The organism is Devosia honganensis, from assembly GCF_042648785.1.
In the GTDB taxonomy this organism is placed as follows: domain Bacteria; phylum Pseudomonadota; class Alphaproteobacteria; order Rhizobiales; family Devosiaceae; genus Devosia; species Devosia honganensis.
The window spans coordinates 197,148-223,047 of the sequence record NZ_JBHRYD010000007.1 but is presented as its reverse complement, the minus strand read 5'-3'; the positions used below and the strand labels follow the sequence as shown (position 1 = coordinate 223,047).

Genomic DNA, 25,900 nt, shown 5'->3' with positions numbered 1-25,900 from the left:
CGTTAGGGTTAATGATCTATTGCTGGCGAAGTCGGAGGAAATGGCCCCATCGGCCAGCCGACGGGAGCTCGCCGTGACGCATCTTCGTCGCCTTAACGGAATTTTGCGCCCCCTGCTGCTGGCCGGGGTGGCGGCGCTGGCGCTGGCAGCCTGCGCCTCCAATCGCGGGCCGATGAGCGCCTCCGACCATGCCGCCCTGCCCGCCGCCCAGGCCGATCTGGGCGCGCTGACGGCGCGCTATCGGGCCAATCCCAAGGACCGGGGCACCGTGCTTCACTACAGCGCCGCGCTGCGCGCCGCCGGGCAGCCGCAACAGGCGGCGGCGGCGCTGGAACAGGCGCTGGCCGGCAGTCCGGGCGATGCGGCGCTGTCGGTGGAATATGCCAGGACGCTGACCGCCTCGGGCCGGTTCGAGCAGGCGCTGGCGGTGCTGGAAAACGTCATCCGCCCCGATGCCCCGGACTGGAACGCGCTGCTGGTGCTGGGCGCGACGCTCGACCAGATGGGCCGCAACGACCAGGCGCGCCGCATCTACAACCAGGCGGCGGTGATCGCCCCGGGCGAGGCTTCGGTCGAGACCAATCTGGGCCTTTCCTACGCCATGACCAATGAATTGCCGCAGGCCGAGAAGCATCTGCGCCGGGCGGTGCAGATGCGCGGCGCCACCAGCAAGACGCGGCAGAACCTGGCGCTGGTGGTGGGCCTGCAGGGGCGCTTCGCCGAGGCGCGGGCGCTCTATGGCGCCGAATTGCCGCCCGACCAGGTCGAGGCCAACATGGCCTATGTGCGGGCGCTGCTGACCCAGCAGAACCGCTGGGACCTCATCGAAAAGAGCTGACGCCTTTCATGTTTTGAGGGCAGCGGTGCCTTTGTTCCCCTTCTTGAGGAGAGGGAGGCGAAGGGCCGGCCTGCCCTCATAAGTAAGGGAGCGTTGGCCGCCGCTTCCGTCAGCCGCCGCCCATGGTGGAGGCCACCGAGCCGGTGAAGACCTTGATCATGGCCGGTGAGAGGATGACGATGAACAGCACCGGCAGGAAGAAGACGATGAGCGGCACGGTGAGCTTGGGCGGCAGGGAGGCGGCCTTTTTCTCGGCTTCCATCATGCGGGCCTCGCGGCCCTCCTCGGCCATGACGCGCAGGGCCTGGCCCACCGAGGTGCCGTAGCGGTCGGCCTGGATCAGCGCGGTCATCACCGCGCGCACATTGTCGAGCCCGGTGCGGCGCCCCAGATTGTCATAGGCACGGGTGCGGTCCTCGAGGAAGGACAGCTCGGCAGTGGTCAGGGTCAGCTCCTCCGCCAGCTCCGGGCTTTGCCCGCCGATCTCCTTGGCGACGCGCTTCATGGCGTGCTCCATGGACATGCCGGCCTCGACGCAGAGCAGCAGCAGGTCGAGGCAGTCGGGCCAGGAGCGGCGGATGGAGGCCTGGCGCTTCTGGGTGCGGTTCTTGAGCAGCAGCAGCGGCAGATAGGCACCCAGGAGGCCGGCGCCCACGGCATAGACGAGGTTGAGATAGACGGGCCGGTCGCCCGGCGCCAGGATGAGCAGATAGACCACCGCCACGGCGAAGACGGCGATGGGGGTGACGAAGCGCTGAAAGAGGAAAGTGGTCAGCGCCCCCTGCCCCCTCAGGCCCGCCATGGCCAGCTTGTCGACGGTGTTCTCGTCCTGGAAGGCCTTTTTGAGGTCGAAGCGCTCGACGGCCCGCTTCATATAGGACCTGGCCTCGGAGCCGCGGCGGATGGAGGCGCGGGCATCCTGCACATTGCCGCCGCGCAGCCGCGCCATTTCCTCGGCCCGCATGCGGTCGCGCTCGATGGCGACGCGGCGGATGCGCCCCTTCATCTCCTGCCGGACGATGAAGGAGGAGCCGAAGGTGAAGACCACCGCGCCCGCCGACACCGCCGCGAGAACGGCAATGAGGAAATCGCGCTGGGTCAGCAGGTCGACGATGTTCATGGCGCAACGCTCCGATCAGATCTCGAACTGCACCATGCGGTTCATGATGAAGATGCCCGTGGCCATCATGATCACCCCGGCGGCGAGGCAGATATTGCCGATGGGCGTGGTGAACAGCGGCTGGAGATAGCTGGGGGTGACCAGCGAGACCAGGACCGCCACGAGGATGGGCAGCGAGCCGATGATGCCGGCGGAGGCCTTGGCCTCGGAGGACATGGCCTTGACCTTGGCCTTCATCTTCTTACGGTTGCGCAGCACCCGGGCCAGATTGCCCAGCGCCTCGGAGAGGTTGCCGCCCGATTGCTGCTGCACCGAGATCACCACGACGAAGAAATTGACCTCGGGCAGCGGCACCCGCTCGAGCAGCACCTGCACCGCCTCGGTCATGGAAAAGCCGAAGCTCTGCTGGTCGAGCACGCGGCCGAATTCGGATTTCACCGGCTCCTTGGCGTCCCGGGCCACGACGCGCATGGAATCGTTGAGCGGCAGGCCGGTCTTGACGCCGCGCACGATGGCCTCGATGGCATTGGGCAATTCGTCGAGGAACTGGTCCTGATAGCGCTTGCGGCGGAACTGCAGATACATGCGCGGCAGCAGATAGGCGCCCGCCACCGCAAAGATCGCGGCAAAATAATAGGGCACCTGCACGAGGAACAGCACGACGAACAGCACCGCGCCGAAAATGACGCTGTTGCGGATGAACGCCGCCGGCTCGATGGTCATGCCGGCCTGGAAGACGAGATCCGAGAGGCGCAGGCGCTTTTTCTGGTTGAGCTCCTCGGCCTGGGCCTTGAGCGCCTGCTGCACGCTCTTGCGGCGGCTTTCGCGGGTGCGGCTGGCATCGGCCTCGCGCCGATTGGCCCTGATATCGCCCTGAAAGGCCTTGCGGCGCTGGTCGGCCCGCTTGCTGCCCAGGGCCGAGGGCACCAGGGCGAACCCCGCGGCGCCGACGGTGACCATGGCCAGGATGACGAGCAGGAGCGTGGTTGCCATGATCAGCGGCCCATGATTTCGTGCTGCTCGATATTGGCCTTTTCCAGCGCCTCGACGAGATTGGCTTCCTCGTTGAAATAGCGGGCCCGCTCGGTGAAGGCCGGCTTGGTGATGCCGGTGGAGCGGTGGCGGCCGATCAGCATGCCGTTGGCGTCCTCGCCCATGATGTCGTAGACGAAGACGTCCTGGGTGACGATGACGTCGCCCTCCATGCCCAGCACCTCGGAAATATGGGTGATGCGGCGCGAGCCGTCGCGCAGGCGCGCCGCCTGCACGATGACGTCGATGGAGGAGACGATCATCTCGCGGATGGTACGGCTGGGCAGGGCGTAGCCGCCCATGGTGATCATGGATTCCAGGCGCGAGAGCGCCTCGCGCGGGGAGTTGGCGTGCAGCGTCCCCATGGAGCCGTCATGGCCGGTATTCATGGCCTGCAGGAGGTCGAAGGCCTCGGGGCCGCGCACCTCGCCCACGATGATGCGCTCGGGCCGCATGCGCAGGCAGTTCTTGATGAGGTCGCGCATGGTGATCTCGCCCTCGCCCTCCAGATTGGGCGGGCGGGTCTCGAGCCGCACCACGTGGGGCTGCTGCAATTGCAGCTCTGCCGAGTCCTCGCAGGTGATGACGCGCTCGTCCTTCTCGATGAAGGCGGTGAGGCAGTTGAGCAGGGTGGTCTTGCCCGAGCCGGTGCCGCCCGAAATCAGCACATTGGCGCGCACCCGCCCCAGGATGCGCAGCACTTCGGCGCCTTCGGGGGAGATGGAGGCATATTTGACCAGCTGCTGGAGGGTCAGCTTGTCCTTCTTGAACTTGCGGATGGTGAGCGCGGCCCCGTCGATGGCCAGAGGCGGGGCGATGACGTTGACGCGGGAGCCATCGGGCAGGCGGGCGTCGCAGATGGGCGAGCCTTCATCGACCCGGCGCCCGACCTGGGAAACGATGCGCTGGCACACATTCATCAGATGGGCATCGTCGCGGAAGCGCACATTGGTGAGGCGCACCTTGCCGCCCACCTCGATATAGCATTTCTGCGAGCCGTTCACCATGATGTCGGCGATGTCGTCGCGCGCCAGCAGCGGCTCGAGCGGCCCATAGCCCAGCACGTCGTTGCAGATGTCCTCGAGCAGGTCCTCCTGCTCGGAAATCGACATGACGATGGATTTGAGCACGATGATCTCGGCGACGATGTCGCGGATCTCCTCGCGCGCCGCCTGGCTCTCCATGGTGGCGAGCTGGCTGAGGTCGATCGAGTCGATGAGGGCGCTGAAAATGGCGGACTTGGTCTGGAAATATTCCCGGGCGCGCTGGGCCTCGGCAGGATCGCGCACGTCCAGCACCTCGTCGGTGGTGCGCATGCGCGCGGCCATGGCGTCGTCATCACCGGCGCGTCGCTGGACCGCGGCCGTGGCGGCGGGCGCCGGGCTCTCGACGGGGCGCGGCGGCTGGGCGACGCCCGGCGTATTGCCTCCGAATGTAGTACGCTTGCCAAACATGGATATCGTCCTCGTTCCCTGCCCCTCAGGCCCGCTTCCTGAACAGGGCCGGCAGGCCGAGCAGGCTGGCCGGCCGCGCCGCGCCATGGCTGACCTGGCGGCCGGTGACCTGCATGCCGATGGCGGAAAACACTTCGTTGGCCTTGCTGTTGGCCGACACCTCGGCGATCATCTGGCCGTTATTGGCGGCGGTGCCGAACAGGGCCGCGTCGAAGGCGATCTGGCCGATCAGGCTGCATTCCACCGAGGAGGCGAATTCGCCGGCCCCGATCTCGGGGCGGCGCGGCAGGCCCTGCTTGTTGATCACCAGCTTGGGGGCGCTGTCGGTGGGGCGCAGGGCCTTGATGGCATCGGCCAGGTTCTTGGCGTTGCGCAGATTGGCCAGGTCCGGCTCGGCCACGATCACCACTTCGTCGATGGCGGCCAGCGTCTGGCGCACCCAGCCGTTCCAGGCATGGGGCAGGTCGAGGATGATGACGGGCACCGATTTCTGGCAGATTTCGATGATCTGCTCGAAATCGCGCTCCTCGAAATCCCAGGTGCGCTCCAGCGTGGCCGGGGCGGTGAGCAGGTTGATATGGTTGGCGGCCTTGCTCATCAGCCGGTCGAGCATGGTCTGGTCGACCTTCTGGCTGGCCAGCATGGCGTCGGCCAGCCCATGGGGCGGGTCCTGGTTGAAATTGAGCCCGGCGGTGCCGAAGGGCAGGTCCATGTCGACGATGAGGCAATCCTGCCGCAGCGTGGTGGCGATGGCCCAGGCGACGTTGTGCGCCACGGTGGAGCCCCCCGCCCCGCCCTTGGCGGAGACGAACCCCACGGTGCGCCCGATGGGGGCGGCGCTTTCGGAGGCGTAGAGCTCGGTGATGGCGGTGACGATCTCGGACGCCCCGGCGGGCAGCACGATATATTCGGAAATGCCCGAGCGGATCAGCTCGCGATAGAGCAGCACGTCGTTGACATGCCCGAGGACGACGACGCGGGTGGAGGCGTCGCAGACCTCGGCCAGCCGCGTCAGGGCCACCGGGATCTGGTCGGGCGGCAGCGTCGTCTCGACGATGATGAGATTGGGGGTGGGGTTGGACTTGTAGGTCTCCACCGCCCCCTCGATGCCGCCATTATGCGTGGTCAGGGCCACCTTGGACATGCGCCGGTCGTGCAGGGCGCTCTCGACCAGTTGGGCGGTCTGGGAATGCTCGCAGAAGGCCTGGATGGTGATGCGCGGCACCAGGCGCGCGCCCGAGGCGATCTCGGCGGCGGGCTCCTCGACCTTTTCAGGCTGCTCGGGGGTAAGGAAACTCATCTTCAACCTGCTCCTTTGCCGCGATCAATCGAGGACGAAACCGACCGAGCCGGAAAACCCGCCCCGGAACTCGCCGGTGGCGCCGACGCCGTAGATTTTTTCCAATCGACCAAGAAAAATCCCTTCGGCATCGCTAGCCATGGCCGAATAATCAGTGGGAACCGGAAGCGAATTGGCGGGGCTGGGGGAAACGAGATAGGGCGTCACGAGGATGACCAATTCGGTCTGCTCGGTCTGATAGTCACGAGAGCGGAACAGCGCCCCCAGGATAGGAATGTCGCCCAGGAAGGGGAATTGCTCGATTTTTTGACGTGTCGTCTCCTGCAGCAGACCGCCAATGGCAAGGGTCATACCGCTGGGCACTTCCACCGTGGTCGACGCTTGACGCTTGGAGATGGACCCGCCGCTCTGCGGCTCGGAAACCGAGGTGTCCACCTTGAGGCCGATCGTGCCGCTGGACTTCACAGTGGGCAGGAAGCTGAGCTCAACCCCATAGGGCTTGAAGATGACGGTCCTGGTGTCCTCATCCTTATCCCAAGTGTAATACGGCAATTCTCCACCAGCGAGGAACTTGGCCTCCTGCCCGGAAATCGCGGTTAGGGTCGGCTGGGCCAGAACCCGCAGCGCACCGCGCCCCTCCAGCGCACGGATCGCGGCAGCGACGGCATTGCCATTGCCGTCCGAAAAGCCGACGTCCAGCCCGTCCACCGGGAAGGCGGTGGTCAGCACCCGATTGGTGAATTGCAGAAGATTGGTGGTGCCAACATTCAGCAACGCACCGAAATTGATGCCAAATTGCTTGGCAATGTCGCGTTTGACCTCGGAGACCGTCACCTGCAGCATGACCTGCTGGGCGCCGGAAATATCAAGAATGCTCGCGACGTTCTTCTCATCGCCGGCAAATTGCACAGCGACGGCATAGGCGCGGTCCTTGTCCTCCGCAGACAGTACCGTTCCGGTCAGTACGACGCGATTGGTGTCGTCGCCCAGCGTCACGGACTCTACATTGATGCGCGATCCCGGTATGACGCGTGCCAGGGCATCTTCGAGCGCGTTGCCAACCTGGGATGGCTGCTCGATGACGCGCATGTCGAGCACCTGTATGGTGCGACCGTTATCGTCAAGGAAGAAAATATTGGTATCGCCGCCCGTGATGCCCTGCACAATAGCCCGCGTTCTCGTACGCATGATCGCCGCCGCCACGTGAGGTTGCGAGACGATCACTTCGGAGACACCGGCTGGCAGATCGACGATCATGGACTTGTTCAGCTCGATGTCGAGCTTGCGAACGGCCCCATAGGACGACGCGGCTATCGAGACCTGGGCGGATGCCTGCTGGGCCAGGACCGGGGAAGCGGGCGCCAGCGCCATAAGGGCCGCGAGCCCGGCTGCGAGCGCGCAGCGGGGAAACAGGCGGACCAGGGGGGATTTTGCGTTCTGCATGGTCATCGGGCCCCTATTGCGGCAAGACCTGGGGCACGTCCGGTGCCGGGTCGAAATGGAATTCGTCGGAATAACCGGCGGCAAGGGTGCTGTCGGGCGCGGCGGGGACGGCGCCGGCGAGGACGCTCTGCTCCTTGCCGTAGCGGATGACGCGCACCGCCTGGTTGGTGGCGGTGGCCGGCCCGGTCGCGGCGCGGTTGAAATCGGCCACCGAGCGCAGCGTCAGGGCGAGCTGGCCGCGCGTCGAGGCGTTGATGAGGGTTTCGGCCTGGCCCGGGTCCAGCTCCAGCGTGGCGATGGCGTTGCTGTCGAAGGTCACCGGCCTGGGGCTGTCGCCGCCGCTCTCGTCGCCGCCGCTGGCGCCCATCTCGCCCAGCCGCTTGCCGATGGCGAGCACGCGCACATCCGACAGGATCACCTCGGAGCGCTGGCCGACCGGCGAGGCGGTGGTCAGCACCACGTCGACATGATCGTTGGGCACCACGAAGCCGCCGGCGCTGGAGGCGGCGGTGACGCCCACCGAGACGCCGCGCATGCCCGGGGAGAGCACCGCCGAGAGATAGCCCTGATCGGAGCGCACCAGCTTGGCCTCGCGGATGGGCTCGCCGGGGAAGAATTCGAAGCGCGCCACCGCGCCGGTCAGCTCCGCCGGCGCATCGGGCATGGCGGCGATGGTGACATATTCGGGGCGCAGCGCCCCTTGCGGCCAGTCCTGCCATTCGACCGTCGCGGCGCTGAGCCGTTCCCCCACGCCGATGGCGGCCCTTGCCACCAGAATCCGCGCCCTCGCCTCGGGCACCACCTGGGTGACGACCTGGCTGGCCGGGGCGGGCGCGCCGCCGCGGGTGACGAGGAAAGCGGCGAGGCCACCGGCCACCAGGGCCACCACTAACAGGATAATGCGCGCCGGTCTCATGACCCACTCCGGTTCCACTGGGGGCGGCAAGCGCCCATTCCACCGGCCGGACTATGAAAGCAAAAGCGTCAAAGTTTAGTTAACCAGGGCTTTTCGAAAAGCGTTAACAACCTATGAATGCTCGCTTTTTGCAAAGAATGCTCACTTTTTGCAAACGAATACCGCAAACGGCGGAAAAGCGCGCCGGCAATATTGCCGTGGCGCGCCCGATCATCCGGCTCAGGCAGCGAGGCGCTCGAAGATGGCGGTGTTGGAATAGGTGAGCAGGCCGGCCACCGCCATGGCCACGCCATAGGGCACGCCCTGCCGGGGATCGTGCAGGCGCTCGAGCCAGCGGAACCGGGCGATGGCCGGCATCAGCGGCAGGCGGCGCAGCATCAGCACCATGAGGGTGAGTACGCCGCCCAGCAGCGCCGTATAGACCAGATAGGGCAGCGTCAGCCCGAAGCCGAGCCACAGCGTGGTCGCCGCGGCCAGCTTGGCATCGCCGCCGCCGATCCAGCGCATGGCGAACATGCCGAAGGCCACGACCAGCACGACAAAGGCGCACAGCACATGCAGGGCGAATTGCTGCAGCGGCATTTCCACCAGCAGCGCCATGACGACGAAGCCGGCGGCTAGCAGCAGCACCAGCTTGTTGGAAATGCGCATGGTGAGCAGATCGGACGAGGCGGCGAAGGCCATCAGCAAGGGAAAGAAGAACAGCGCGATGATCTGGAACATGTCGCCCCCCGGACAAAGGCCTGCCGGCCGTCATCCGGACAGTGGCACGGGGGATTTAATAAAGGGCAAATCCGGCCGGATCGAGGTCGTCAGCGCGCGGCGAGGCCGGCCGTCACTTCGGTCTGGACGTAGAGCCACAAATCCTGCAACCCGCCGCCCAGCAGGAACGCGGAGCCGACCACGGCCACGGATAGAAGCGATGCGATGATCGCATATTCGATGGCCGTCGCCCCGCTTTCGTCGCGCAGGAAGCCGGTCTTCGAGATGTAGTGATTTGATAAGGCAACGCGCTTACCAGGCATGAAACCTCCCAGTCAGCTAACGTTCAAAAAAGGCTCCCCCCGGGACGGGGGGAGCCAGCGATGGTCACGGGGTGGTGGTGTTGAAATCGAGCTCTTCGTTGATCGTCTCGAAAACCCCGGTCAAACCGTTCCCGAGGATGGAAACGGCGGCGATGATGCCGACGGAGATGAGCGCGGCGATGAGGCCGTACTCGATTGCGGTCGCGCCCGACTCGTCCTGCGCGAAACGTGCGAAAATGTTCATTCCCAGGCTCCTTTTTACACGTTCTCAAGTGACGGTAGCGTCGGGCTACGTCACACAGCGAACATGAGCGGAAGCTATCTCCGGCGGGTTGAAATAGCGTTAATCGGAGCCGCGCCTTCAACATCGGAAACGCTTGTATTATTCTTGGTAATCAGGATGTTAAAGAAATAGTTCGCCTTTTATACTTCCATTATTGCCGCCACGGGGCACAAGGAACAATGCAAGGGATGGGCGCGGAACAGGCGGCGTTTGCCAAGTGTTTACCATTCGGCGCGAGGATGGGGCAGCGTATCAGTATCCCCGGATTGCCCGCCATGTTCCGACCCGCCGCCCTTGCCCTGCTGCTTGCCGCGACCCTGGCCGCACCGATGCCGGCGCACTCCCAGGAGGGCGCGCCGATCAACGTCAATGTCAACATGGCCCGCGTGCTGCGGATCAGCGCCCCGGCCGCCACCGTGATCGTGGGCAATCCGGGCATTGCCGACGTGACCATCCAGGATCCGCTGACGCTGATCCTGACCGGCAAGAGCTATGGGCAGACCAATCTGATCGTGCTGGACAGCCGCGGCGAGCCGATCGCCGACACCATGGTCGAGGTGATGCAGATGACCGCCGGGGTGATGACCGTCTATCAGGGCCTCAACCGCACCACGCTGGCCTGCGCCCCGGTCTGCCAGCCGGTGGTGATGATGGGCGACGACAACGGCTTCACCGGGGAGACGTTGGCCTCCTCGCAACTGGTGCAGTCGGCGGCGAATTAGGCGCGTTAACGGCGCATTCACCCTTTGGCGCATCGGCGGCGTTTTACCCACGCTTCTAACCTTGAATTAGCTCTCTGGCGGCTATCGTCGGGCGCAGTCAATCGCGCGTGGGTCATGAGAACAGCAACGGGCACGATCTGGGGACGGCTGAACCGGCGCCGGCGGGCGCTGGGCCGCGACGAGCGCGGGGTCACGGCGGTCGAGTTCGGACTGTTGGCCCTGCCCTTCTTCACCATCATCGCCGCCATCTTGCAGACCTCGCTAGTATTCCTGGCCGACCAGGTGCTGGAAAGCGCCGTCCACGACGCCGCCCGCGCCATCCGCACCGGCCAGGCGCAGGAGGCCGGCTTCACCATCGACAATTTCCGCGCCGATGTGTGCGGGCGCCTTTACGGCCTGTTCAGCGATTGCGGGGGGCTGCATGTGCGCGTCTCGGAAATCGGCACCTTCCGCGCCGCCAGCGTGGCGGTTCCGGTGGAGGAGGAATGCGAGGGACCCTGCGAATGGAGCATTCCGGAACGCTGGACGCCCGGCGAGGGCCGGAGCGTGATCCTGGTGCAGGTGTTCTACCGCTATCCGGTGCCCATTTCGCTGGGCCCCTTCGGCATGGCCAACCTGCCGGACGGGACGCGCCTGCTCGGCTCGTCAGCCGTCTTCCAGAACGAGCCGTTTTCGGGATGAGGGCGCTGCGCAGCATGGCGCGCCGCCTGCGCCGAACCGAAAGCGGCGCCGCCGCCGTCGAGTTCGCGCTGATCCTGCCGGTCATGCTGCTGGTCTATATCGGCACGGTGGAGGCCAGCGCCCTGATCAGCATGGACCGCAAGGTGCAGTCGGTGGCCGGCTCGGTGGGCGACCTGGTGGCGCGCGCCGACGAGACCATCACCGCCGCCCAGATGCAGGACTATTTCACCGCCGCCAGCGGCATCATGGCCCCCTATCCGGCCCATGAGGTGGTGCAGGTGGTGACGGCCATCGCGGTCGACGCCGATGGGGGGACCTCGGTGAAATGGTCGCGCGAATTCACCGGCGGCTCCTATGAGGAGGGCTATTTCGTGGGCGGCACCATGTCCGAGGGAACCCGCCACCGGGCCGGCGAGACCTATCCCCTGCCCCAGGCGACGATCGACATTTCCAAGGATCGCATGGTGATCGCCGCCGAAGCCTCCTATGCCTACAAGCCCCTGTTCGGCCTGGTTTTCGACCAGGAGATCAACCTCTACCGCTCGAGCTTCTTCCTGCCCCGCTCCGGTGCCGCCATCGCGCTCGAGTGAGCCCGGCTTGCCCCTCCGGCGCGGCCATGCCACAAGCCCCGGACCATCCTTTCCCCGGCTCGTGAGACCATGAACGACACCATCATCCCCGTTTTCGACCTGGGCGGCGTTTTCGTCGACTGGAACCCGATGTATCTCTTCCGCAAGCTGTTCGACACCGAAGAAGACGCGCTCTGGTTCCACCAGAACATCTGCACCGGTGACTGGAACCTGGAGTTCGACGCCGGCGAGATCTATTCGGAGGGCGTGGCCAAGCTGGTGACGCGCTTCCCCAAATACTGGCGCGAGATCAAGGCCTTCGACGAGCGCTGGACCGAGACCTTCGGCCCCCATATCCAAGGCACGATCGACATCCATAACGAACTGGTCGAACAGGACATCCCCACCTTCGCCATCACCAATTTCTCCTGGGAGAAATGGATGACGCGGCTGGGAGAATGGCCGTTCCTAGAAAAATTCGACGGGGTGATCGTTTCCGGCCTCGAGGGCCTGGTCAAGCCCGATCCGCGCATCTATCGCGTGTTCTGCGAGCGCTATGGCCTGGCCCCGGAATCCTGCGTGTTCATCGACGACAACGAGGCCAATATCGTGGCGGCGCGCAAATTCGGCATGCAGGGCATCCATTTCCACGACCCCGGCCATCTGCGCCGCGACCTCATCGCGCTGGGGCTGCCGCTCAAGGCGGCGTAGGGGGTATCCTCTCTTCATTCCAAGAATACCGGCACTGCCCGCGGGCCTTTTTGCCGCTTGTGCGAGGCTGAGAGTGGCCCACGGGTCAGACCCGTGGGCAGCGCCGGTGGGTGGGGTAACGGGGTGGCCACGTTTCCTCTTCTCCCATCGCAGGAGCGGGTTGGGATACCCCCGGACGAGCGCAGCGAGGACCCCGCGCGTCGCGCGCCCCGTCTGGAGCGCTACGCGCGTGAAGACATTACTTCGTGCCGTACATGCGGTCGCCGGCGTCGCCAAGGCCGGGCACGATATAGCCTTTTTCGTTGAGATGGCTGTCGATGGCGGCGGTGAAGACCGGCACGTCGGGATGGGCCTCGGTGAAGTGCTTGATGCCTTCGGGCGCGGCCAGCAGGCACAGGAAGCGGATATCGGTGGCGCCGCGCTCCTTGAGCTTTTCGATGGCGGCGGTGGCCGAATTGGCGGTGGCCAGCATGGGGTCGACGACGATGACCAGCCGGTCCTCGAGGCTGGAGGGGGCCTTGAAGTAATATTCGACCGGCTCGAGCGTCTCGTGGTCGCGATACATGCCGATATGGGCGACGCGGGCGGCGGGCACCAGGTCGAGCATGCCGTCGAGCAGGCCGTTGCCGGCGCGCAGAATGGAGGCGAAGACCAGCTTCTTGCCCTTGATCGAGGGGGATTTCATCGGCGCCATGGGCGTTTCGATGTCGATCAGCTCCAGCTCGAGGTCGCGGGTGACCTCGTAGCACATCAAATGGGCGATCTCGCGCAGCAGGCGACGGAAACCGGCGATGGAGGTCTCCTTGTTGCGCATGATGGTCAGCTTGTGCTGGATCAGGGGATGGTCGAGAACCGTCACATTGCCCACGCTCTCGTTCATCGGATCACCCCGCCACTGGCCTGAAGGAAGGACTTGCCGTGCCGGCCGGGGCCGAGGCCCAGCCAGGCGGCAATGCTCTCGCCAATATCGGCGAAGCTGGGGCGAATGCCAATCTCCCCCGGCAGCAGGGCTGGGGAAAAGACCAGGATCGGCACCTGCTCGCGCGTGTGGTCGGTGCCCGGCCAGGTGGGATCGTTGCCGTGATCGGCGGTGAGCACCAGCAGGTCGTCGTGGCGCATGGCGGCGATCAGCTCGGGCAGGCGGGAATCGAACAATTCGAGCGCGGCGGCATAGCCGGCCACGTCGCGGCGATGGCCGTATTCGCTGTCGAAATCGACGAAATTAGTCATGATGAAGGCGCGGTCATCGGCCATTTCCATGGCCTCGAGCGTCCGGTCGAGGAGTTGGGGAATGCCCGTGCCCTTGACCTTGTGAGTGACGCCCGAGCCGGCATAGATGTCGGAAATCTTGCCGATGGCGAAGACCTGGTTGCCGGCCTGGGCATTGCGGTCGAGCAGGGTCGGCTCGGGCGGGGCGATGGCGAAATCGCGGCGATTGCCGGTGCGCCGGAAGGTGTCGGCGGTTTCGCCCACGAAGGGCCGGGCGATGACGCGGCCGATCCTGAGCTTTTCGGTGAGGTCGAAGGCGATGCGGCTGACCTGATAGAGCCGCTCCAGCCCGAAATGGGTCTCGTGCGCCGCGATCTGGAACACGCTGTCGATGGAGGTGTAGCAGATGGGCTTGCCGGTCCTGATATGCTCCTCGCCCAGTTCGGCGATGATGGCGGTGCCCGAGGCGTGCCTGTCGCCCAATATGCCGGGCAGGCCGGCCAGAAGGCAGAATTCGGCGACGAGATCGGGCGGGAAGGCCGGCTGCTGCCGGGGGAAATAGCCCCATTCGAACGGCACCGGCACGCCGGCGATCTCCCAATGGCCCGAAGGGGTGTCCTTGCCCCTGGAGATTTCCCGCCCCACGCCGAAGCGCCCACCCTTGGGATGTTCCGACAGGCCCGGCGGCACGGCGCCGGTCGAGAGCTTCAGCGCCGCGCCCAGCCCCATGGCGTCCAGATTGGGCACGTGCAGCGGACCGGCACGCAGGCCCGGCCGGTCGGCCTTGCCGGCGGCGGCCCATTCGGCGATATGGCCCACCGTATTGGCGCCCTCGTCGCCATAGGCGGCGACGTCGGGCGCGCCGCCGATACCGACGCTGTCGAGCAGGCAGACAATGGCGCGGGGCATGGGGTTCATCCTTGCTGCGGGAACGGACGAGGCCGTCCCGATTGGCGTTGGTTCAGCCCGGCCCGATGCGGCCGGCGATCAGTTCATGTTCGGGAGCGGTCTCTCCCAGCATATAGGCGGCGCGCAGCCGTGCCGCAGCCTCGGCGGCGGCGGCCTCGTCGGCGGCATGCAACCGGGCGATGGGGGTGTTGCCATCGACCCGGGCCCCCAGCCCCGCGAGCCGGTCGAAGCCGACGCGGTGATCGATGGCGTCGGAAGGCGTCTTGCGCCCGCCGCCCAGGACCACCACCGCCATGCCGACGGCGCGCGTGTCGATCCGCGCCACCACGCCGTCGCCCGGCGCCATCACGTCGCGCACGATGGGGGCGGGCGCGAGATAGCGGTCCAGATGCTGCGTGAAATCGGCCGGACCGCCCAGACCCGCCACCATGAGCGCGAAACGCTCGAGCGCGCGGCCGCTGTCCAGCGCAGCATCGAGCAGGCGCCGCGCCGCGTCCGGCGTTGCCGCCTTGCCGGTCATCAGGGCGATCCGGGCGCCCAGCGCCAGCGTCACCTCGCGCAGGCGCGGATCGGCGTGGCGGCCGGCGAGGAAATCCACGGCGTTGCGCATTTCCAGCCCATTGCCGGCGGCGCTGGCCAGCGGCTGGTTCATGTCGGTGATGAGCGCGGCGGTCGGGAGGCCCGCCCCATTGGCGACGGCAACCAGGCTTTGCGCCAGCGCCCGGGACTTTTCCGGCGTGGTCATGAAGGCGCCCGAGCCGGTCTTGACGTCGAGAACGAGCGCATCGAGCCCGGCGGCGAGCTTCTTGGAGAGGATGGAGGCGGTGATGAGGGGGATGGAATCGACGGTGCCGGTGACGTCGCGAATGGCATAGAGCGCCTTGTCGGCCGGGGCGAGATCGGCGGTCTGGCCGATAATGGCGCAGCCGGCCTCGCGCACCACGCGCCGGAACAGCGCCTCGTCCGGGCCGGTCTCATAGCCGGGAATGGCGTCGAACTTGTCGAGCGTGCCCCCGGTATGGCCCAGGCCCCGGCCGGAAATCATCGGCACGTAAATGCCGATGGCGGCGAGCAGCGGCGCCAGCATGAGCGAGACATTGTCCCCTACCCCGCCGGTCGAATGCTTGTCGGCCACCGGCCCGTCGAGGCCGGACCAGTCGAGCACATTGCCGCTGTCGCGCATGGCCAGGGTCAGCGCCACGCGCTCGTCCATGCTCATGTCGCGGAAATAGACCGCCATGGCGAAGGCCGCCGCCTGGGCCTCGGATACGGTACCCCGGGCGAAGCCGGCAATGAAGGCGGCGATGTCCGCGGCGGCGAGGGCCTCGCCGTCGCGCTTGCGGACGATCACTTCCTGGGGGAGGAAAACCATTGCAATGCCTCTTCAGAGCCTTTCATCGGCAAGCGAAATCAGGGCCTTTTGCTCCCCTCCCCCTTGAGGGGAGGGGTTCGGGGGCGGGGGTCCTTCGTCGATCCGCAAAGACCCCCTCCCCAGCCCTCCCCTCAAGGGGGAGGGAGCGCTGGCTGCCGCTTCCGTCAAAACGTGAAGCCTCCAGGGCCCCTCACCCCGGCCTTTCAATCACGCCCCATAGGGAATCCAGACGTTCTTGACCTGGGTGGCGCGGGCGAGGAAATAGTCGCCGGCGAAGCGCTCGTCGGCGAGGTCGTAGGCGAGGCCGCGGCTGGTCCAGGTCTGCTTGAGATTGCCCACCGAGGCCTTTTCGACCATGGCCGACCCTTCGGCCGACCCCATGAACCAGAGGCCGTCGACGCCGTCATGCTCGGCCAGGGTCTTTGCCAGCGCCTCGCCATCGCCGGTGACGATGTTGACGACGCCGGCGGGGACGTCGGAGGTTTCGAGCACCTGATAGAAATCGGTCATCGACAGCGGCGCGCGCGACGAGGGGACCAGCACGACGCTGTTGCCCATGGCGATGGCCGGGGCGAGCAGGGCAACGGCGCCGAGCAGCGGGGCCCGCTCGGGCGCGACGATGCCCAGCACCCCCAGCGGCTCGACCATGGCGGCGGCAATGGCGCGCATGGGCGGATTGTGCATTGCGCCGTCATATTTGTCGGCCCAGCCGGCAAAGGCAAAGAGGCGCTCGACGGCACGCGCCACTTCCTCCCCGCCATCCGCCCCGGTCTGCGCCGCGATGCGGGCGGCAAACTCGTCGCGGCGATAGTCGAGATTTTCGGCGAGGAAATAGAGAATCTGCGCCCGGGCATGGGCGGTGGTGGTGCCCCAGCCCAAAGCCGCGCGCGCCGCCTCGACGGCATTGCGGATATCCTTGCGGTTGCCCTCGCCCACCTCGCCCACCAATTCGCCCGAGGGGCCATGGACCGGACGGTTGTAACCGCTGTCGGGGCGGGCCTGCTTGCCGCCGATATAATTCTTGGCGGTCCGGTCGAGATGGCCGGCATCGAGCGGGTTGCGCGGCGCGGCGGCGGCGGGTTCGGCCACCGGCTCCGCTTTCAGCGTTTTCTCCCAGCCTGGCTTGAGATAGGCGGCCATGCCCTCGCGGCCACCCTCGCGCCCGAAACCGCTCTCCTTGTAGCCGCCGAAACCGACAGCGGCGTCGAACTGGTTGGTGCCGTTGATCCAGATCACGCCGGCCTTAAGCCTGGGCGCGATATCGAGGGCGAGATTGACGTTCTCGCTCCACAGCGTGGCGGCGAGGCCGTAGCTGGTATTGTTGGCCAGCGCCACCGCCTCCTCGGGGGTGCGGAAGCTCATGGAAACGAGCACGGGCCCGAAAATCTCCTCGGCCACCAGCGTATTGGCCGGCGAGACATTGGTGACGAGCGCGGGTTTCAGGAAACAGCCCTGGGCGGGAAGCTGGCCATCGGGCTCATAGACATGGGCGCCTTCGGCAATGCCCTTTTTCATCAAATCGCGGACGCGCTCGACTTGCACCGGGGCGACCATGGCGCCGATATCGATGGACTTGTCGAGGGGATCGCCGACGCGCAATTTGGCCATGCGCGCCCGCACCTTGGCAAGGAAGCGCTCCTCGATGCTTTCCTGCACCAGCAGGCGCGAGCCGGCGCAGCAGACCTGCCCCTGGTTGAACCAGATGGCGTCCACCAGCCCCTCGACGGCGCTGTCGAGGTCGGCGTCCTCGAAGACGAGATAGGGCGACTTGCCGCCCAGCTCCAGCGTCAGCCCCTTGCCCGAGCCGGCGGTGGCGGCCCGGATGAGCCTGCCCACCTCGGTCGAGCCGGTGAAGGCGATCTTGTCGACGCCCTCGTGCCCGACAAGGGCGGCGCCGGTCTCCCCCTCGCCGGTGACGATATTGACCACCCCGGCGGGCAGGCCGACGCGCTCGCAGATCTCGGCGAAGAGCAGGGCGGTCAGCGAAGTGAACTCGGCCGGCTTGAGGACCACCGTATTGCCCGCCGCCAGCGCCGGCGCGATCTTCCAGGCCAGCATCAGCAGCGGGAAATTCCACGGGATGATCTGGCCGCAGACGCCATGGGGGACATGGCCGGGGAATTCGCGCGCCAGGTGCGTGGCCCAGCCGGCATGATGATAGAAATGGCGCGCCGCGAGCGGAATGTCGGCGTCGCGGCTTTCGCGGATCGGCTTGCCGTTGTCCATGGTTTCCAGCACCGCAAAGAGCCGGGAATGCTTCTGGATCATGCGGGCGACGGCATAGAGATAGCGGCCGCGCTCATAGCCGGAAAGGGCGGACCAGCCCTTGAAGGCGGCGCGGGCGGCCTTGACCGCCGCGTCGACATCGGCGGCGCTGCCATCGGTCAATTCGGCCAGCTTCTCCCCGGTGGCGGGATTGGTGCTGGCAAAGGTCTGGCCCGGCCCGGTCCACTGGCCGGCGATGAAATGGCCGAAGCGGCGGCCCCGGCCATCGAGCCAGGCATTGGCCTGGTCGGACGCCTCGGGGGCCGGGCCGTATTCGAGACTGTCGAAGATTTGCGCGATCCTGTTCATTTCGGGTCCTCCCGGGATGTCTGTTCATCCACTGGGTCATTCCCGCGCAAGCGGGAATCTCAGTTGCTTGCGCCCGCCACAAACCGGGATTCCCGCTTGCGCGGGAATGACCCGGTGGGAAGGCAAATGGCGGGGCGTGACCGCCCAGCACACATCACACCATCGGCTGGCGATAGTCGGCGGCGTAGCGGCCGGTGAGGCCGTGTTCGAGTTGCCGCTCGATATCGGTCAGCAAAGAGGAGGCGCCGAAGCGGAAGAGGTGGGGCTGCAGCCAATGCGTGCCCAGCTCCTCCTTCATCAGCGCCATATAGCGCAGCGCATCGGCGGCTTTGGCGATGCCGCCGGCCGGCTTGTAGCCGATCTCGATGCCGGTTTCCTCGGCGAACCAGCGGATCATGCGGATCATGGTAAGGCTGGTCACCAAGTTCGCATTGACCTTTTCCTTGCCGGTCGAGGTCTTGATGAAATCGGCGCCGGCCAGCATGCAGACCAGCGAGGCCTTGGCCACATTGGTCTGGGTGGCCAGTTCCCCGGTGCCCAGAATGGTCTTGATATGGGCCGCGCCACAGGCCTTGCGGAAGGCGCGCACAGAATCGTAAAGCCCCTGCCAGTCGCCGCGCAGCACCATGCCGCGCTCGATGACGATATCGATCTCCTGCGCGCCGTCCTGCACCGAAGCCTCGATCTCGCCGAGGCGGGTTTCGAGCGGGGCGAGGCCATGGGGGAAGCCGGTGGAGACGGCGGCGACGGGGATGGAGGTGCCCTCGAGCGCCCCCACGGCGGTCTTGACGAAGGCGTGATAGACGCAGACGGCGCCGGGCCGGATGATCCGGCCCTCCATGCCGAGCTGTTCGAGAATGTCGCGGCGCAGCGGGTTGCGGGCCTTGGCGCAGAGCCGCTCGACCCGCCCGGGCGTATCGTCGGAATTGAGGGTGGTGAGATCGAGCAGGGTGATCGCCCGCAGCAGCCAGGCGAGCTGGTAATCCTTCTTCACCGTGCGGCGGGCGCCGATGGTATTGGCGCGGCGCTCCAGCGCCGAGCGGTTCATGCGGACGCGCTCCACCCAGTCGAGATCGAGCGGATAGCCCGGATTGCGCTTGTGGACCGGAGCGCCGGCCGGCTTGTCGACGATCTTGAGACTCATAGCTCCTCCACCAAGGCCGGGATCAGCCGCCGGAGCTTCTCGGCTCCCTGCACCGCCATGGCCTTGGTATGCTCATGGCTGATGTTCTCGCTGGACAGGCCCGCGCCCATATTGGTGATGGACGAGCAGGCCCAGACCCGCAGCCCCAAAAACCGCCCCAGAATGACTTCCGGGGCCGTGGACATGCCCACGGCATTGGCGCCGAGGCGGATGGCCATCTGGATTTCGGCCACGGTTTCGAAGCTCGGGCCGGAATACCACAGGTAGATCCCCTCCCCGAGCCGGAAGCCGAGCCGCTCGGCAAGACCGGCCGCCCGGGCACGCAGATCGGGAGCATAGCAATCGACCATGTTGACAAAACGGCGGTCGGTCGCCTCCCCGATCAGCGGGTTCATGCCGGCATAGTTGATGTGATCGGCGATCAGCATCAGATCGCCGGGACGGAAGCGCTCGTCCACCGAGCCGGCGGCATTGGTCAGCAGCAGGGTCTCGGCGCCCAGTTCGGCCAGGGTCTCCAGCGCCGGACGCATGGCGGCGGCATTGCCGTGCTCGTAATAATGCTCGCGCCCGGTGAGGACGGCGACGCGCCTGCCGCCCATCCAGCCGATGAGGAGGTCGCGGCCATGGCCGGAGACGCCGCCGCCGGGAAACCCCTTCAGTTCCGAATAGGGGATGGCCAGCGTGTCCTTCATCAATTCGCCGATGGAGGACAGGCCCGAGCCGAGCACGAGAGCGGCGGCGACGGGTTCGGCGCCGGCGATCTTGCGGATGGTTCGGGCGGCCTTGGTCATTCTTCCAGATACTCCGGGCCGAAGCTGTGCGGCAAAAGCTGGTCGAGCGTCTGCACCAGCGGCGTGCCCTCGACGCCGTGGGAAATCACCTCGACATCGGGATCGGCGAATTCGCGGATGCGCTGGCGGCAGCCGCCGCAAGGGGTGACGGGCATGGCGCCGGGGCCGGTGACATAGACGCGCCTGATGCGCCTGCCCCCGCCCGCCAGCATGGCGGCGATGGCGCTGGGCTCGGCGCAATTGCCCACCGGAAAAGCGGCGTTCTCGACATTGCAGCCGGCATAGATATTGCCGTCATCGGCGAGGATGGCGGCGCCCACCGGAAACTTCGAATAAGGCGCATAGGCCTTGGCTCGGACCGCCTCGGCGGCAGCGAACAGGGCCTTGTCGATCTCGCTCACTGCTAGCGCTCCTTGGTATAGGGCACGCCGCCCGCCTTGGGGCCGACGGCCTTGCCGATAAAGCCGGCGAGCAGCACGACGGTCAGCACATAGGGCAGTGCCTGAATGGCCTGTACCGGAATTTCGACATCGAATAGCCGCGCCCCCTGCAAGCGAATTTGCAGCGCATCGAGAAAACCGAACAACAGGCAAGTGAACATGGCCGGCACCGGCCTCCATTTGGCGAAGATCAGCGCCGCGAGCGCGATGAAGCCCTTGCCGGCGGTCATGTTGTTGCCGAAGCCCGAGCCCTGGGCGATGGAGAAATAGGCGCCGGCAAAGCCGCAGAGCAGGCCGGTGATCAGCACCGCCTGATAGCGCAGCCCGATCACCGAAATGCCGGCCGTGTCCACCGCCTTGGGATTTTCGCCCACCGCCCGCAGCCGCAGGCCGAAGCGGGTGCGATAAAGCACATAGGCGGTAACCGGCACGGCGAGGAAGGCGATATAGACGAGGATGTAATGGCCCGAGATCAGTTCCTCGTAGATCGGCCCGAGGATCGGAACCTGGCCGATTTCACGGGCGAAGGGCAGCTCGATGGCGCCGAAGCGACCCTGGCCGGACAATTGCGGGGTGCGCCCGCCCTGCCGGAACCATTGCTGGCCCAGAAAGGTGGTGAGGCCCGCCGCCAGCATGTTGATGGCGACGCCGGCGATGAGCTGGTTCCCCTTGAGGCTGATGGCGGCGGCGCCCTGGAGCAGCGAGGTCATGACCGAGACCGCCAGGGCGGCGAGGAGCCCCGCCCAGGCGGAGCCGGTGATGGCGGCCACGACGCCGGCGGCGAAGGCGGCGGCCAGCATCTTGCCCTCGAGCCCGATATCGAAGACGCCGGAGCGCTCCGAGTAGAGCCCGGCCAGGCACGCCAGCAACAGGGGCGTCGACAGGCGGATGGTGGCATCGAGCAGGGAAAGAAGGGCCGTGAACTCCATGGCTCAGCTCTCCGACTTGACGGTTGCGCGCTCGAGCGCCTCGGCCGATTGCTCGGGCGAGAACAGCATCAGCGTACGTTGCAGGCCGGGGCGGAACAGCCCCTCCATGGCGCCGGTGAACAGGATGACCAGCGCCTGGATGATGACCACCACGGTGCGGTCGAGCCCGGAAATGACATATTGCAGCTCGTTGCCGCCCTGGTAGAGCGCGCCGAACAGCAGCGCCGAAAAGGCGATGCCGATCGGGTGGTTGCGGCCCATCAGCGCCACGGCGATGCCGACGAAGCCGACATCGCCCATGAAATCGAGCACCAGCCGGCTCTGCACGCCCAGCACTTCGTTGACCGCCACCATGCCGGCCAGCGCCCCGGACAGGGCCATGGCCAGCATGATCATCCGGGAATTGGAAATGCCGGCATAGCGCGCGGCGGTGGGGTTCTGGCCCATGACCCGCAAGGCGTAGCCGAAGCGGGTATGCCAGACCAGCACATAGACCCCGATCAGCGCGGCGATGGCCAGGAAGATGGCGAAGTTGACCGGGGTGTAGTTGAAGGGCGCGAAGAACTGCCCCAGCTTGGGCATGCGGCCGGTCTCGGCGATCATCGCCGATTCCGGGCCCGACACGCCGGCGGGCTTGAGCACGCGGTTGAGCATGTAGATCATCAGCGCCGAGGCGATGAAGTTGAACATGATGGTGGTGATGACCACGTGGCTGCCGCGCTTGGCCTGCAGCCACCCGGGGATGAAGGCCCAGAAGCCGCCAAAGGCCGCGGCCGCGAGGATGGCGAGCGGGGCGATGAGCAGCCAGTGGGTGTCCTGGAGCGCCAGCGCCACGAGGATGACGCCGAGCCCGGCGACATAGGCCTGCCCGTTGCCCCCGATATTGAACAGGCCGCCATGGGCCGCCACCGCCACGGCGAGGCCGGCGAAGACGAAATTGGTGGCGTAATAAAGCGTGTAGCCGATGCCGTAGCCGGTGCCGAAGGCGCCGGTGACGATGGCCCAGACGGCCATGAAGGGATTGTGCCCGATGCCGAGCACGACGAGGCCGGAAACGATGAAGGCCAGCGCCAGGTTGAGCAGGGGCAGCAGGACCACATCGGCCCAGCGCGGCAGGGGCCTCAGCGCGCTCATGGCGTTTCCTCCCGGGCGGCTGCGGCGGCGGCGCCCGCCCCGATGCCGGCCATCATCAGCCCGAGCTCGCCCTCGGTGGCGGTGGCCGGGTCGGCCTCGCCCACGATGACGCCGTCGAACATGACGAGGATCCGGTCGGCCAGCGAGCGGATCTCGTCGAGCTCGACCGAGACCAACAGAATGGCCTTGCCGGCGTCGCGCATGGCGATGATCTGGTTGTGGATGAACTCGATGGCGCCGATATCGACGCCGCGCGTCGGCTGGCCCACCACCAGCACGTCGGGGTCGCGGTCCATTTCCCGGGCCAGCACGATCTTTTGCTGGTTGCCGCCGGAAAACAGCGAAGTCTTGAGCATGATGTCGGCGGGGCGGACGTCGAATTTGCGCATCTGCTCAGCCGCCCTGGCCTTGGCGGCGGCGATGTCGAGCAGCGGGCCGCGCCCGTATTCGGGACTGGTGGAATAGCCCAGAATGGCGTTCTCCCATTCCATGAAGCCGGTGACCAGGCCCATGCGCTGGCGATCCTCGGGCACATGGGCGAGGCCGGCGGCGCGGGCGCGGGCGGCACCGAAATCGCCGCGAAGCTGCATCCGCTTGCCGCCCAGCAGCACGGCACCCGCTTTCTGGTCGCGCATGCCGGTGACCGCCTCGAGCAGCTCGGACTGGCCGTTGCCCGAAACCCCGGCAATGCCCACGATCTCCCCGGCGCGCACGGAAAAGCTCACATCCTTGACGCGGACCACGCCCATATCGTCCGCGACCACGAGGTTCTCGACCTCGAGCAGCGTCCCGCCCGGGCTGGCGGCACCCTTTTCGACGCGCAGCAGCACCCGGCGGCCCACCATCAGCTCGGCCAACTGCTCGGGATTGGTTTTGGCGGTCTCGAGGGTGGCGACCATCTCGCCCTGGCGCATGACCGAGACATTGTCGGTGATGGCCATGATCTCGCGCAGCTTGTGGGTGATGAGGATCACGGTCTTGCCCTGATCGCGCAGGGTCTCGAGCACGCGGAACAGGTCGTCGGCCTCGCGCGGCGTCAAGACGCCGGTGGGCTCGTCCAGGATGAGGGTCTCGGCGCCGCGATAGAGCGCCTTGAGGATTTCGACGCGCTGCTGCTGGCCCACCGAGATGTCCTCGATGGTGGCGTCGGGATCGACCTCGAGGTCGTATTCCTGCTCCAGCCGGTCGAGCTCGCGCCGCGCGCGTTCGAGGCTGGGCCGGAGAAAGCCGGAATCCTCGGCCCCCAGCACGACGTTTTCGAGCACGGAGAAATTGTCGACCAGCATGAAATGCTGGTGCACCATGCCGATGCCCAGCGCCAGGGCGTGGCGGCTGTCGGTGATGGCCCGCTCGGTGCCGTTGACGCGGATGGTGCCGCTATCGGCGGTGTAGAAGCCATAAAGGATCGACATCAGGGTGGACTTGCCCGCGCCATTCTCCCCGACGATGCCGTGGATGGTGCCGCGCGCCACCTTGAGGTCGATATCCTTGTTGGCGTGGACGGCCCCGAAACGCTTGTTGATGTTTTCGAGCTCGATGGCCCAGCCATTCGCCGGTGCGGAAGCAGCGGCCGGCTCCGGCCGCTGCGCGATGTTGTCGTTGCCGCTCATGTGGCGTCCGCTTAGAGCGGGCAGCTCATGTCGGTTTCGTAGTCGTGAACGACGATCTCACCCGACAGGATCTTGGCCTTGAGGTCCTCGACCTGGGCGATCATGTCCTCGGTGATCAGGTCCTGGTTGTATTCGTCCAGCGAATAGCCCACGAAATCGCCCTCGAGGCCCAGATCGACCGGGCCGGGCTGGAAGGTGGCGTCGTCGCCGGCCTTGTTGAAGGCCTCGATCACCGCGTTGTCGACGCGCTTTTCCATCGAGGTCAGCACCGAGCCGGGATGCAGATAGTTCTGGTTGCTGTCGACGCCGATGGAATATTTGCCGGCATCGGCCATGGTCTGGAGCACGCCCAGGCCCGAGCCGCCGGCGGCGGCGAAGACCACTTCGGCGCCCTGGTCGATGGCCGCCTTGGCCAGCTCGCCCGCCGTCACCGGATCGTTCCAGGCGGCAGGGGTGGTGCCGGTATAGGTCTCGATCAGCTTGGCATCGGGATCGATGGCCCGCACGCCCTGGGCGTAGCCGCAATAGAAGCGGTGGATCAGCGGCACGTCCATGCCGCCCACGAAGCCGTAGACCCCGGCATCGGACTTCATCGCCGCCAGCGCGCCCACGAGGAACGAACCGGTATGTTCGTCGAAGCGGATGGACTGGACGTTGGGCGCATCGACGGTGGCGTCGATCACCACGAAATTGGTGTCGGGAAACTCGCCGGCGAGCGGGGCCAGCACCGATTCCCACATGAAGCTCATCATCACGATGGGATTGGAACCCTGGCTGGCGAAGCGGCGCAGGGCCTGTTCGCGCTGGGCGTCGTTCTGCATTTCCAGATCGACATAGGTGCCGCCGGTCTCGGCCTTCCAGCGCTCGGCGCCGTTATAGGCGGATTCGTTGAAGGATTTGTCGAACTTGCCGCCCAGATCGTAGATCAGGGCCGGTTCGGCAAAAGCCGCGCCGGCAAGCACGGCACTCAGGGCGACGCCGCCCGCGACAGCCTTGGTGATGGTGGAAATTCTCATTGTTTCGTTCTCCCTGTCTCGCACCAGCGTCGGGGACCGGCCCGAGATCCGGCTGAGTGCGCTAACCTGGGATAAAATCGTGCAATGACGCCGCCCGCAAGAGGGCACGGACAAAATGTTTTCCGGATGGTCAAAAACCGCGCCGCGCCGGCGCCTTTGCGGCGCTCATTCCGGGCCGAGCGAAACCACCGCAACGCCCATGGCCTCGCCGAAGCGCTCGAAGAAGCCGTCGATGATCCTTTGCGCCGAATTGCCCACAATGGCCCTGCCCAGCGTCATGATCCGGCCGGAGGCGCCGCCATGGGCGGTGAAGACCAGCAGGGTTTCAGTTCCCGCATCGCTGAGAGCGATGTCGGCGGCGCCCTCGGCCAGCCCCATCAGCCCGCCCTTGCCGCGCCCCGAGAGCGTATAGGTGCGCGCGGGCACCACGTCCGACAGTTCCAGCTCGCCCTTGAAGACCGGGCGGGCGACGCCGAGATTGACCGCGATCTCGAGGTCGAGCGTCGCCGGGCCCGACCAGCCGATATGGCTGCAGCCGGGAATGGCGGCCTTGAGCATTTCGGGATCGTTGAGCGCCTGCCAGACCGCCATGCGGCCGGCCGCGACGCGATAGCGGCCGCCGAACCTCATCGGGCGGACCGCCGCCGGCCGGGCAAGGGCCTTTGCGGCAAAGAGGAC

The 25,900-nt window shown here is 66.4% G+C and carries 26 protein-coding genes; 5 read left to right on the top strand and 21 right to left on the bottom strand.

Going from position 1 to position 25,900, the window contains the following annotated elements:
- Nucleotides 1-73: 73 nt before the first annotated feature.
- A complete protein-coding gene (locus tag ACFOOL_RS09965) occupies nt 74-838 on the top strand; it encodes a tetratricopeptide repeat protein (RefSeq protein WP_380096808.1) in 765 nt (254 codons plus the stop codon).
- A gap of 109 nt (nt 839-947) precedes the next feature.
- Here ACFOOL_RS09965 and ACFOOL_RS09960 read toward each other — a convergent pair whose 3' ends face one another.
- The 9 genes from ACFOOL_RS09960 to ACFOOL_RS09920 all read right to left on the bottom strand — a co-directional run bounded on the left by ACFOOL_RS09960 (nt 948) and on the right by ACFOOL_RS09920 (nt 9,372).
- Entirely contained in the window at nt 948-1,958 is a 1,011-nt protein-coding gene (locus tag ACFOOL_RS09960; protein WP_380096807.1) for a type II secretion system F family protein, read from the bottom strand.
- A 15-nt stretch (nt 1,959-1,973) separates the two neighbouring features.
- Nucleotides 1,974-2,951 (bottom strand): type II secretion system F family protein, encoded by a 978-nt coding sequence (locus tag ACFOOL_RS09955; RefSeq protein ID WP_380096806.1) that lies wholly within the window; start codon nt 2,949-2,951, stop codon nt 1,974-1,976.
- Between the two features lie 2 nt (nt 2,952-2,953).
- Nucleotides 2,954-4,444 (bottom strand): CpaF family protein, encoded by a 1,491-nt coding sequence (locus ACFOOL_RS09950; RefSeq protein ID WP_380096805.1) that lies wholly within the window; start codon nt 4,442-4,444, stop codon nt 2,954-2,956.
- Nucleotides 4,445-4,469: 25 nt separating this feature from the next.
- Nucleotides 4,470-5,744, bottom strand: a complete 1,275-nt coding sequence (locus ACFOOL_RS09945) for an AAA family ATPase (RefSeq protein ID WP_380096804.1) — start codon at nt 5,742-5,744, stop codon at nt 4,470-4,472.
- Between the two features lie 24 nt (nt 5,745-5,768).
- Nucleotides 5,769-7,193: a type II and III secretion system protein family protein gene (locus ACFOOL_RS09940; protein ID WP_380096803.1), complete on the bottom strand. Its 1,425-nt coding sequence runs from the start codon at nt 7,191-7,193 to the stop codon at nt 5,769-5,771.
- Nucleotides 7,194-7,200: 7 nt separating this feature from the next.
- Nucleotides 7,201-8,103: a Flp pilus assembly protein CpaB gene (gene cpaB / locus ACFOOL_RS09935; RefSeq protein WP_380096802.1), complete on the bottom strand. Its 903-nt coding sequence runs from the start codon at nt 8,101-8,103 to the stop codon at nt 7,201-7,203.
- 219 nt (nt 8,104-8,322) lie between these two features.
- Nucleotides 8,323-8,826: an A24 family peptidase gene (locus tag ACFOOL_RS09930; RefSeq protein WP_380096801.1), complete on the bottom strand. Its 504-nt coding sequence runs from the start codon at nt 8,824-8,826 to the stop codon at nt 8,323-8,325.
- A gap of 89 nt (nt 8,827-8,915) precedes the next feature.
- A complete protein-coding gene (locus tag ACFOOL_RS09925; protein ID WP_380096800.1) occupies nt 8,916-9,128 on the bottom strand; it encodes a Flp family type IVb pilin in 213 nt (70 codons plus the stop codon).
- 64 nt (nt 9,129-9,192) lie between these two features.
- Nucleotides 9,193-9,372, bottom strand: a complete 180-nt coding sequence (locus ACFOOL_RS09920) for a Flp family type IVb pilin (protein WP_380096799.1) — start codon at nt 9,370-9,372, stop codon at nt 9,193-9,195.
- Between the two features lie 314 nt (nt 9,373-9,686).
- Here ACFOOL_RS09920 and ACFOOL_RS09915 point away from each other — a divergent pair, with 314 nt between their 5' ends.
- From ACFOOL_RS09915 to ACFOOL_RS09900, 4 genes are all read left to right on the top strand, one after another.
- Entirely contained in the window at nt 9,687-10,133 is a 447-nt protein-coding gene (locus tag ACFOOL_RS09915; RefSeq protein ID WP_380096798.1) for a pilus assembly protein N-terminal domain-containing protein, read from the top strand.
- A 114-nt stretch (nt 10,134-10,247) separates the two neighbouring features.
- On the top strand, nt 10,248-10,814 hold the full coding sequence (locus tag ACFOOL_RS09910) for a TadE/TadG family type IV pilus assembly protein (protein WP_380096797.1): 567 nt from the start codon (nt 10,248-10,250) through the stop codon (nt 10,812-10,814).
- Nucleotides 10,811-11,404: a TadE/TadG family type IV pilus assembly protein gene (locus ACFOOL_RS09905; RefSeq protein WP_380096796.1), complete on the top strand. Its 594-nt coding sequence runs from the start codon at nt 10,811-10,813 to the stop codon at nt 11,402-11,404. Before ACFOOL_RS09910 ends, ACFOOL_RS09905 begins: the two co-directional genes overlap by 4 nt.
- A gap of 69 nt (nt 11,405-11,473) precedes the next feature.
- Entirely contained in the window at nt 11,474-12,094 is a 621-nt protein-coding gene (locus tag ACFOOL_RS09900; protein ID WP_380096795.1) for an HAD family hydrolase, read from the top strand.
- Between the two features lie 238 nt (nt 12,095-12,332).
- Here ACFOOL_RS09900 and upp read toward each other — a convergent pair whose 3' ends face one another.
- From upp to ACFOOL_RS09840, 12 genes are all read right to left on the bottom strand, one after another.
- Nucleotides 12,333-12,974 (bottom strand): uracil phosphoribosyltransferase, encoded by a 642-nt coding sequence (gene upp, locus ACFOOL_RS09895; RefSeq protein ID WP_380096794.1) that lies wholly within the window; start codon nt 12,972-12,974, stop codon nt 12,333-12,335.
- On the bottom strand, nt 12,971-14,212 hold the full coding sequence (locus ACFOOL_RS09890) for a phosphopentomutase (RefSeq protein WP_380096793.1): 1,242 nt from the start codon (nt 14,210-14,212) through the stop codon (nt 12,971-12,973). The genes upp and ACFOOL_RS09890 overlap by 4 nt, the downstream gene beginning before the upstream one ends.
- Before the next feature lie 52 nt (nt 14,213-14,264).
- Nucleotides 14,265-15,584, bottom strand: coding sequence for a thymidine phosphorylase (deoA, locus tag ACFOOL_RS09885; protein WP_380096792.1), 1,320 nt, complete (start codon nt 15,582-15,584; stop codon nt 14,265-14,267).
- A 207-nt stretch (nt 15,585-15,791) separates the two neighbouring features.
- A complete protein-coding gene (locus ACFOOL_RS09880) occupies nt 15,792-18,158 on the bottom strand; it encodes an aldehyde dehydrogenase family protein (protein ID WP_380096791.1) in 2,367 nt (788 codons plus the stop codon).
- A 154-nt stretch (nt 18,159-18,312) separates the two neighbouring features.
- Nucleotides 18,313-19,302: a deoxyribose-phosphate aldolase gene (gene deoC, locus ACFOOL_RS09875; protein ID WP_380096790.1), complete on the bottom strand. Its 990-nt coding sequence runs from the start codon at nt 19,300-19,302 to the stop codon at nt 18,313-18,315.
- On the bottom strand, nt 19,299-20,093 hold the full coding sequence (locus ACFOOL_RS09870; RefSeq protein WP_380096789.1) for a purine-nucleoside phosphorylase: 795 nt from the start codon (nt 20,091-20,093) through the stop codon (nt 19,299-19,301). The genes deoC and ACFOOL_RS09870 overlap by 4 nt, the downstream gene beginning before the upstream one ends.
- Nucleotides 20,090-20,494: a cytidine deaminase gene (locus tag ACFOOL_RS09865; protein WP_380096788.1), complete on the bottom strand. Its 405-nt coding sequence runs from the start codon at nt 20,492-20,494 to the stop codon at nt 20,090-20,092. The genes ACFOOL_RS09870 and ACFOOL_RS09865 overlap by 4 nt, the downstream gene beginning before the upstream one ends.
- A 2-nt stretch (nt 20,495-20,496) precedes the next feature.
- Complete coding sequence (locus tag ACFOOL_RS09860; RefSeq protein WP_380096787.1) at nt 20,497-21,462, bottom strand: ABC transporter permease; 966 nt, start codon at nt 21,460-21,462, stop codon at nt 20,497-20,499.
- Between the two features lie 3 nt (nt 21,463-21,465).
- Nucleotides 21,466-22,596, bottom strand: a complete 1,131-nt coding sequence (locus ACFOOL_RS09855; RefSeq protein WP_380096786.1) for an ABC transporter permease — start codon at nt 22,594-22,596, stop codon at nt 21,466-21,468.
- The gene (locus ACFOOL_RS09850) at nt 22,593-24,206 is read right to left on the bottom strand and encodes an ABC transporter ATP-binding protein (protein WP_380096785.1); all 1,614 of its coding nucleotides are present in this window, start codon (nt 24,204-24,206) and stop codon (nt 22,593-22,595) included. Before ACFOOL_RS09850 ends, ACFOOL_RS09855 begins: the two co-directional genes overlap by 4 nt.
- Before the next feature lie 11 nt (nt 24,207-24,217).
- Nucleotides 24,218-25,207, bottom strand: coding sequence for a BMP family lipoprotein (locus ACFOOL_RS09845; protein ID WP_380096933.1), 990 nt, complete (start codon nt 25,205-25,207; stop codon nt 24,218-24,220).
- Between the two features lie 180 nt (nt 25,208-25,387).
- The gene (locus ACFOOL_RS09840) at nt 25,388-25,852 is read right to left on the bottom strand and encodes a CoxG family protein (protein ID WP_380096784.1); all 465 of its coding nucleotides are present in this window, start codon (nt 25,850-25,852) and stop codon (nt 25,388-25,390) included.
- Nucleotides 25,853-25,900 lie beyond the last annotated feature (48 nt).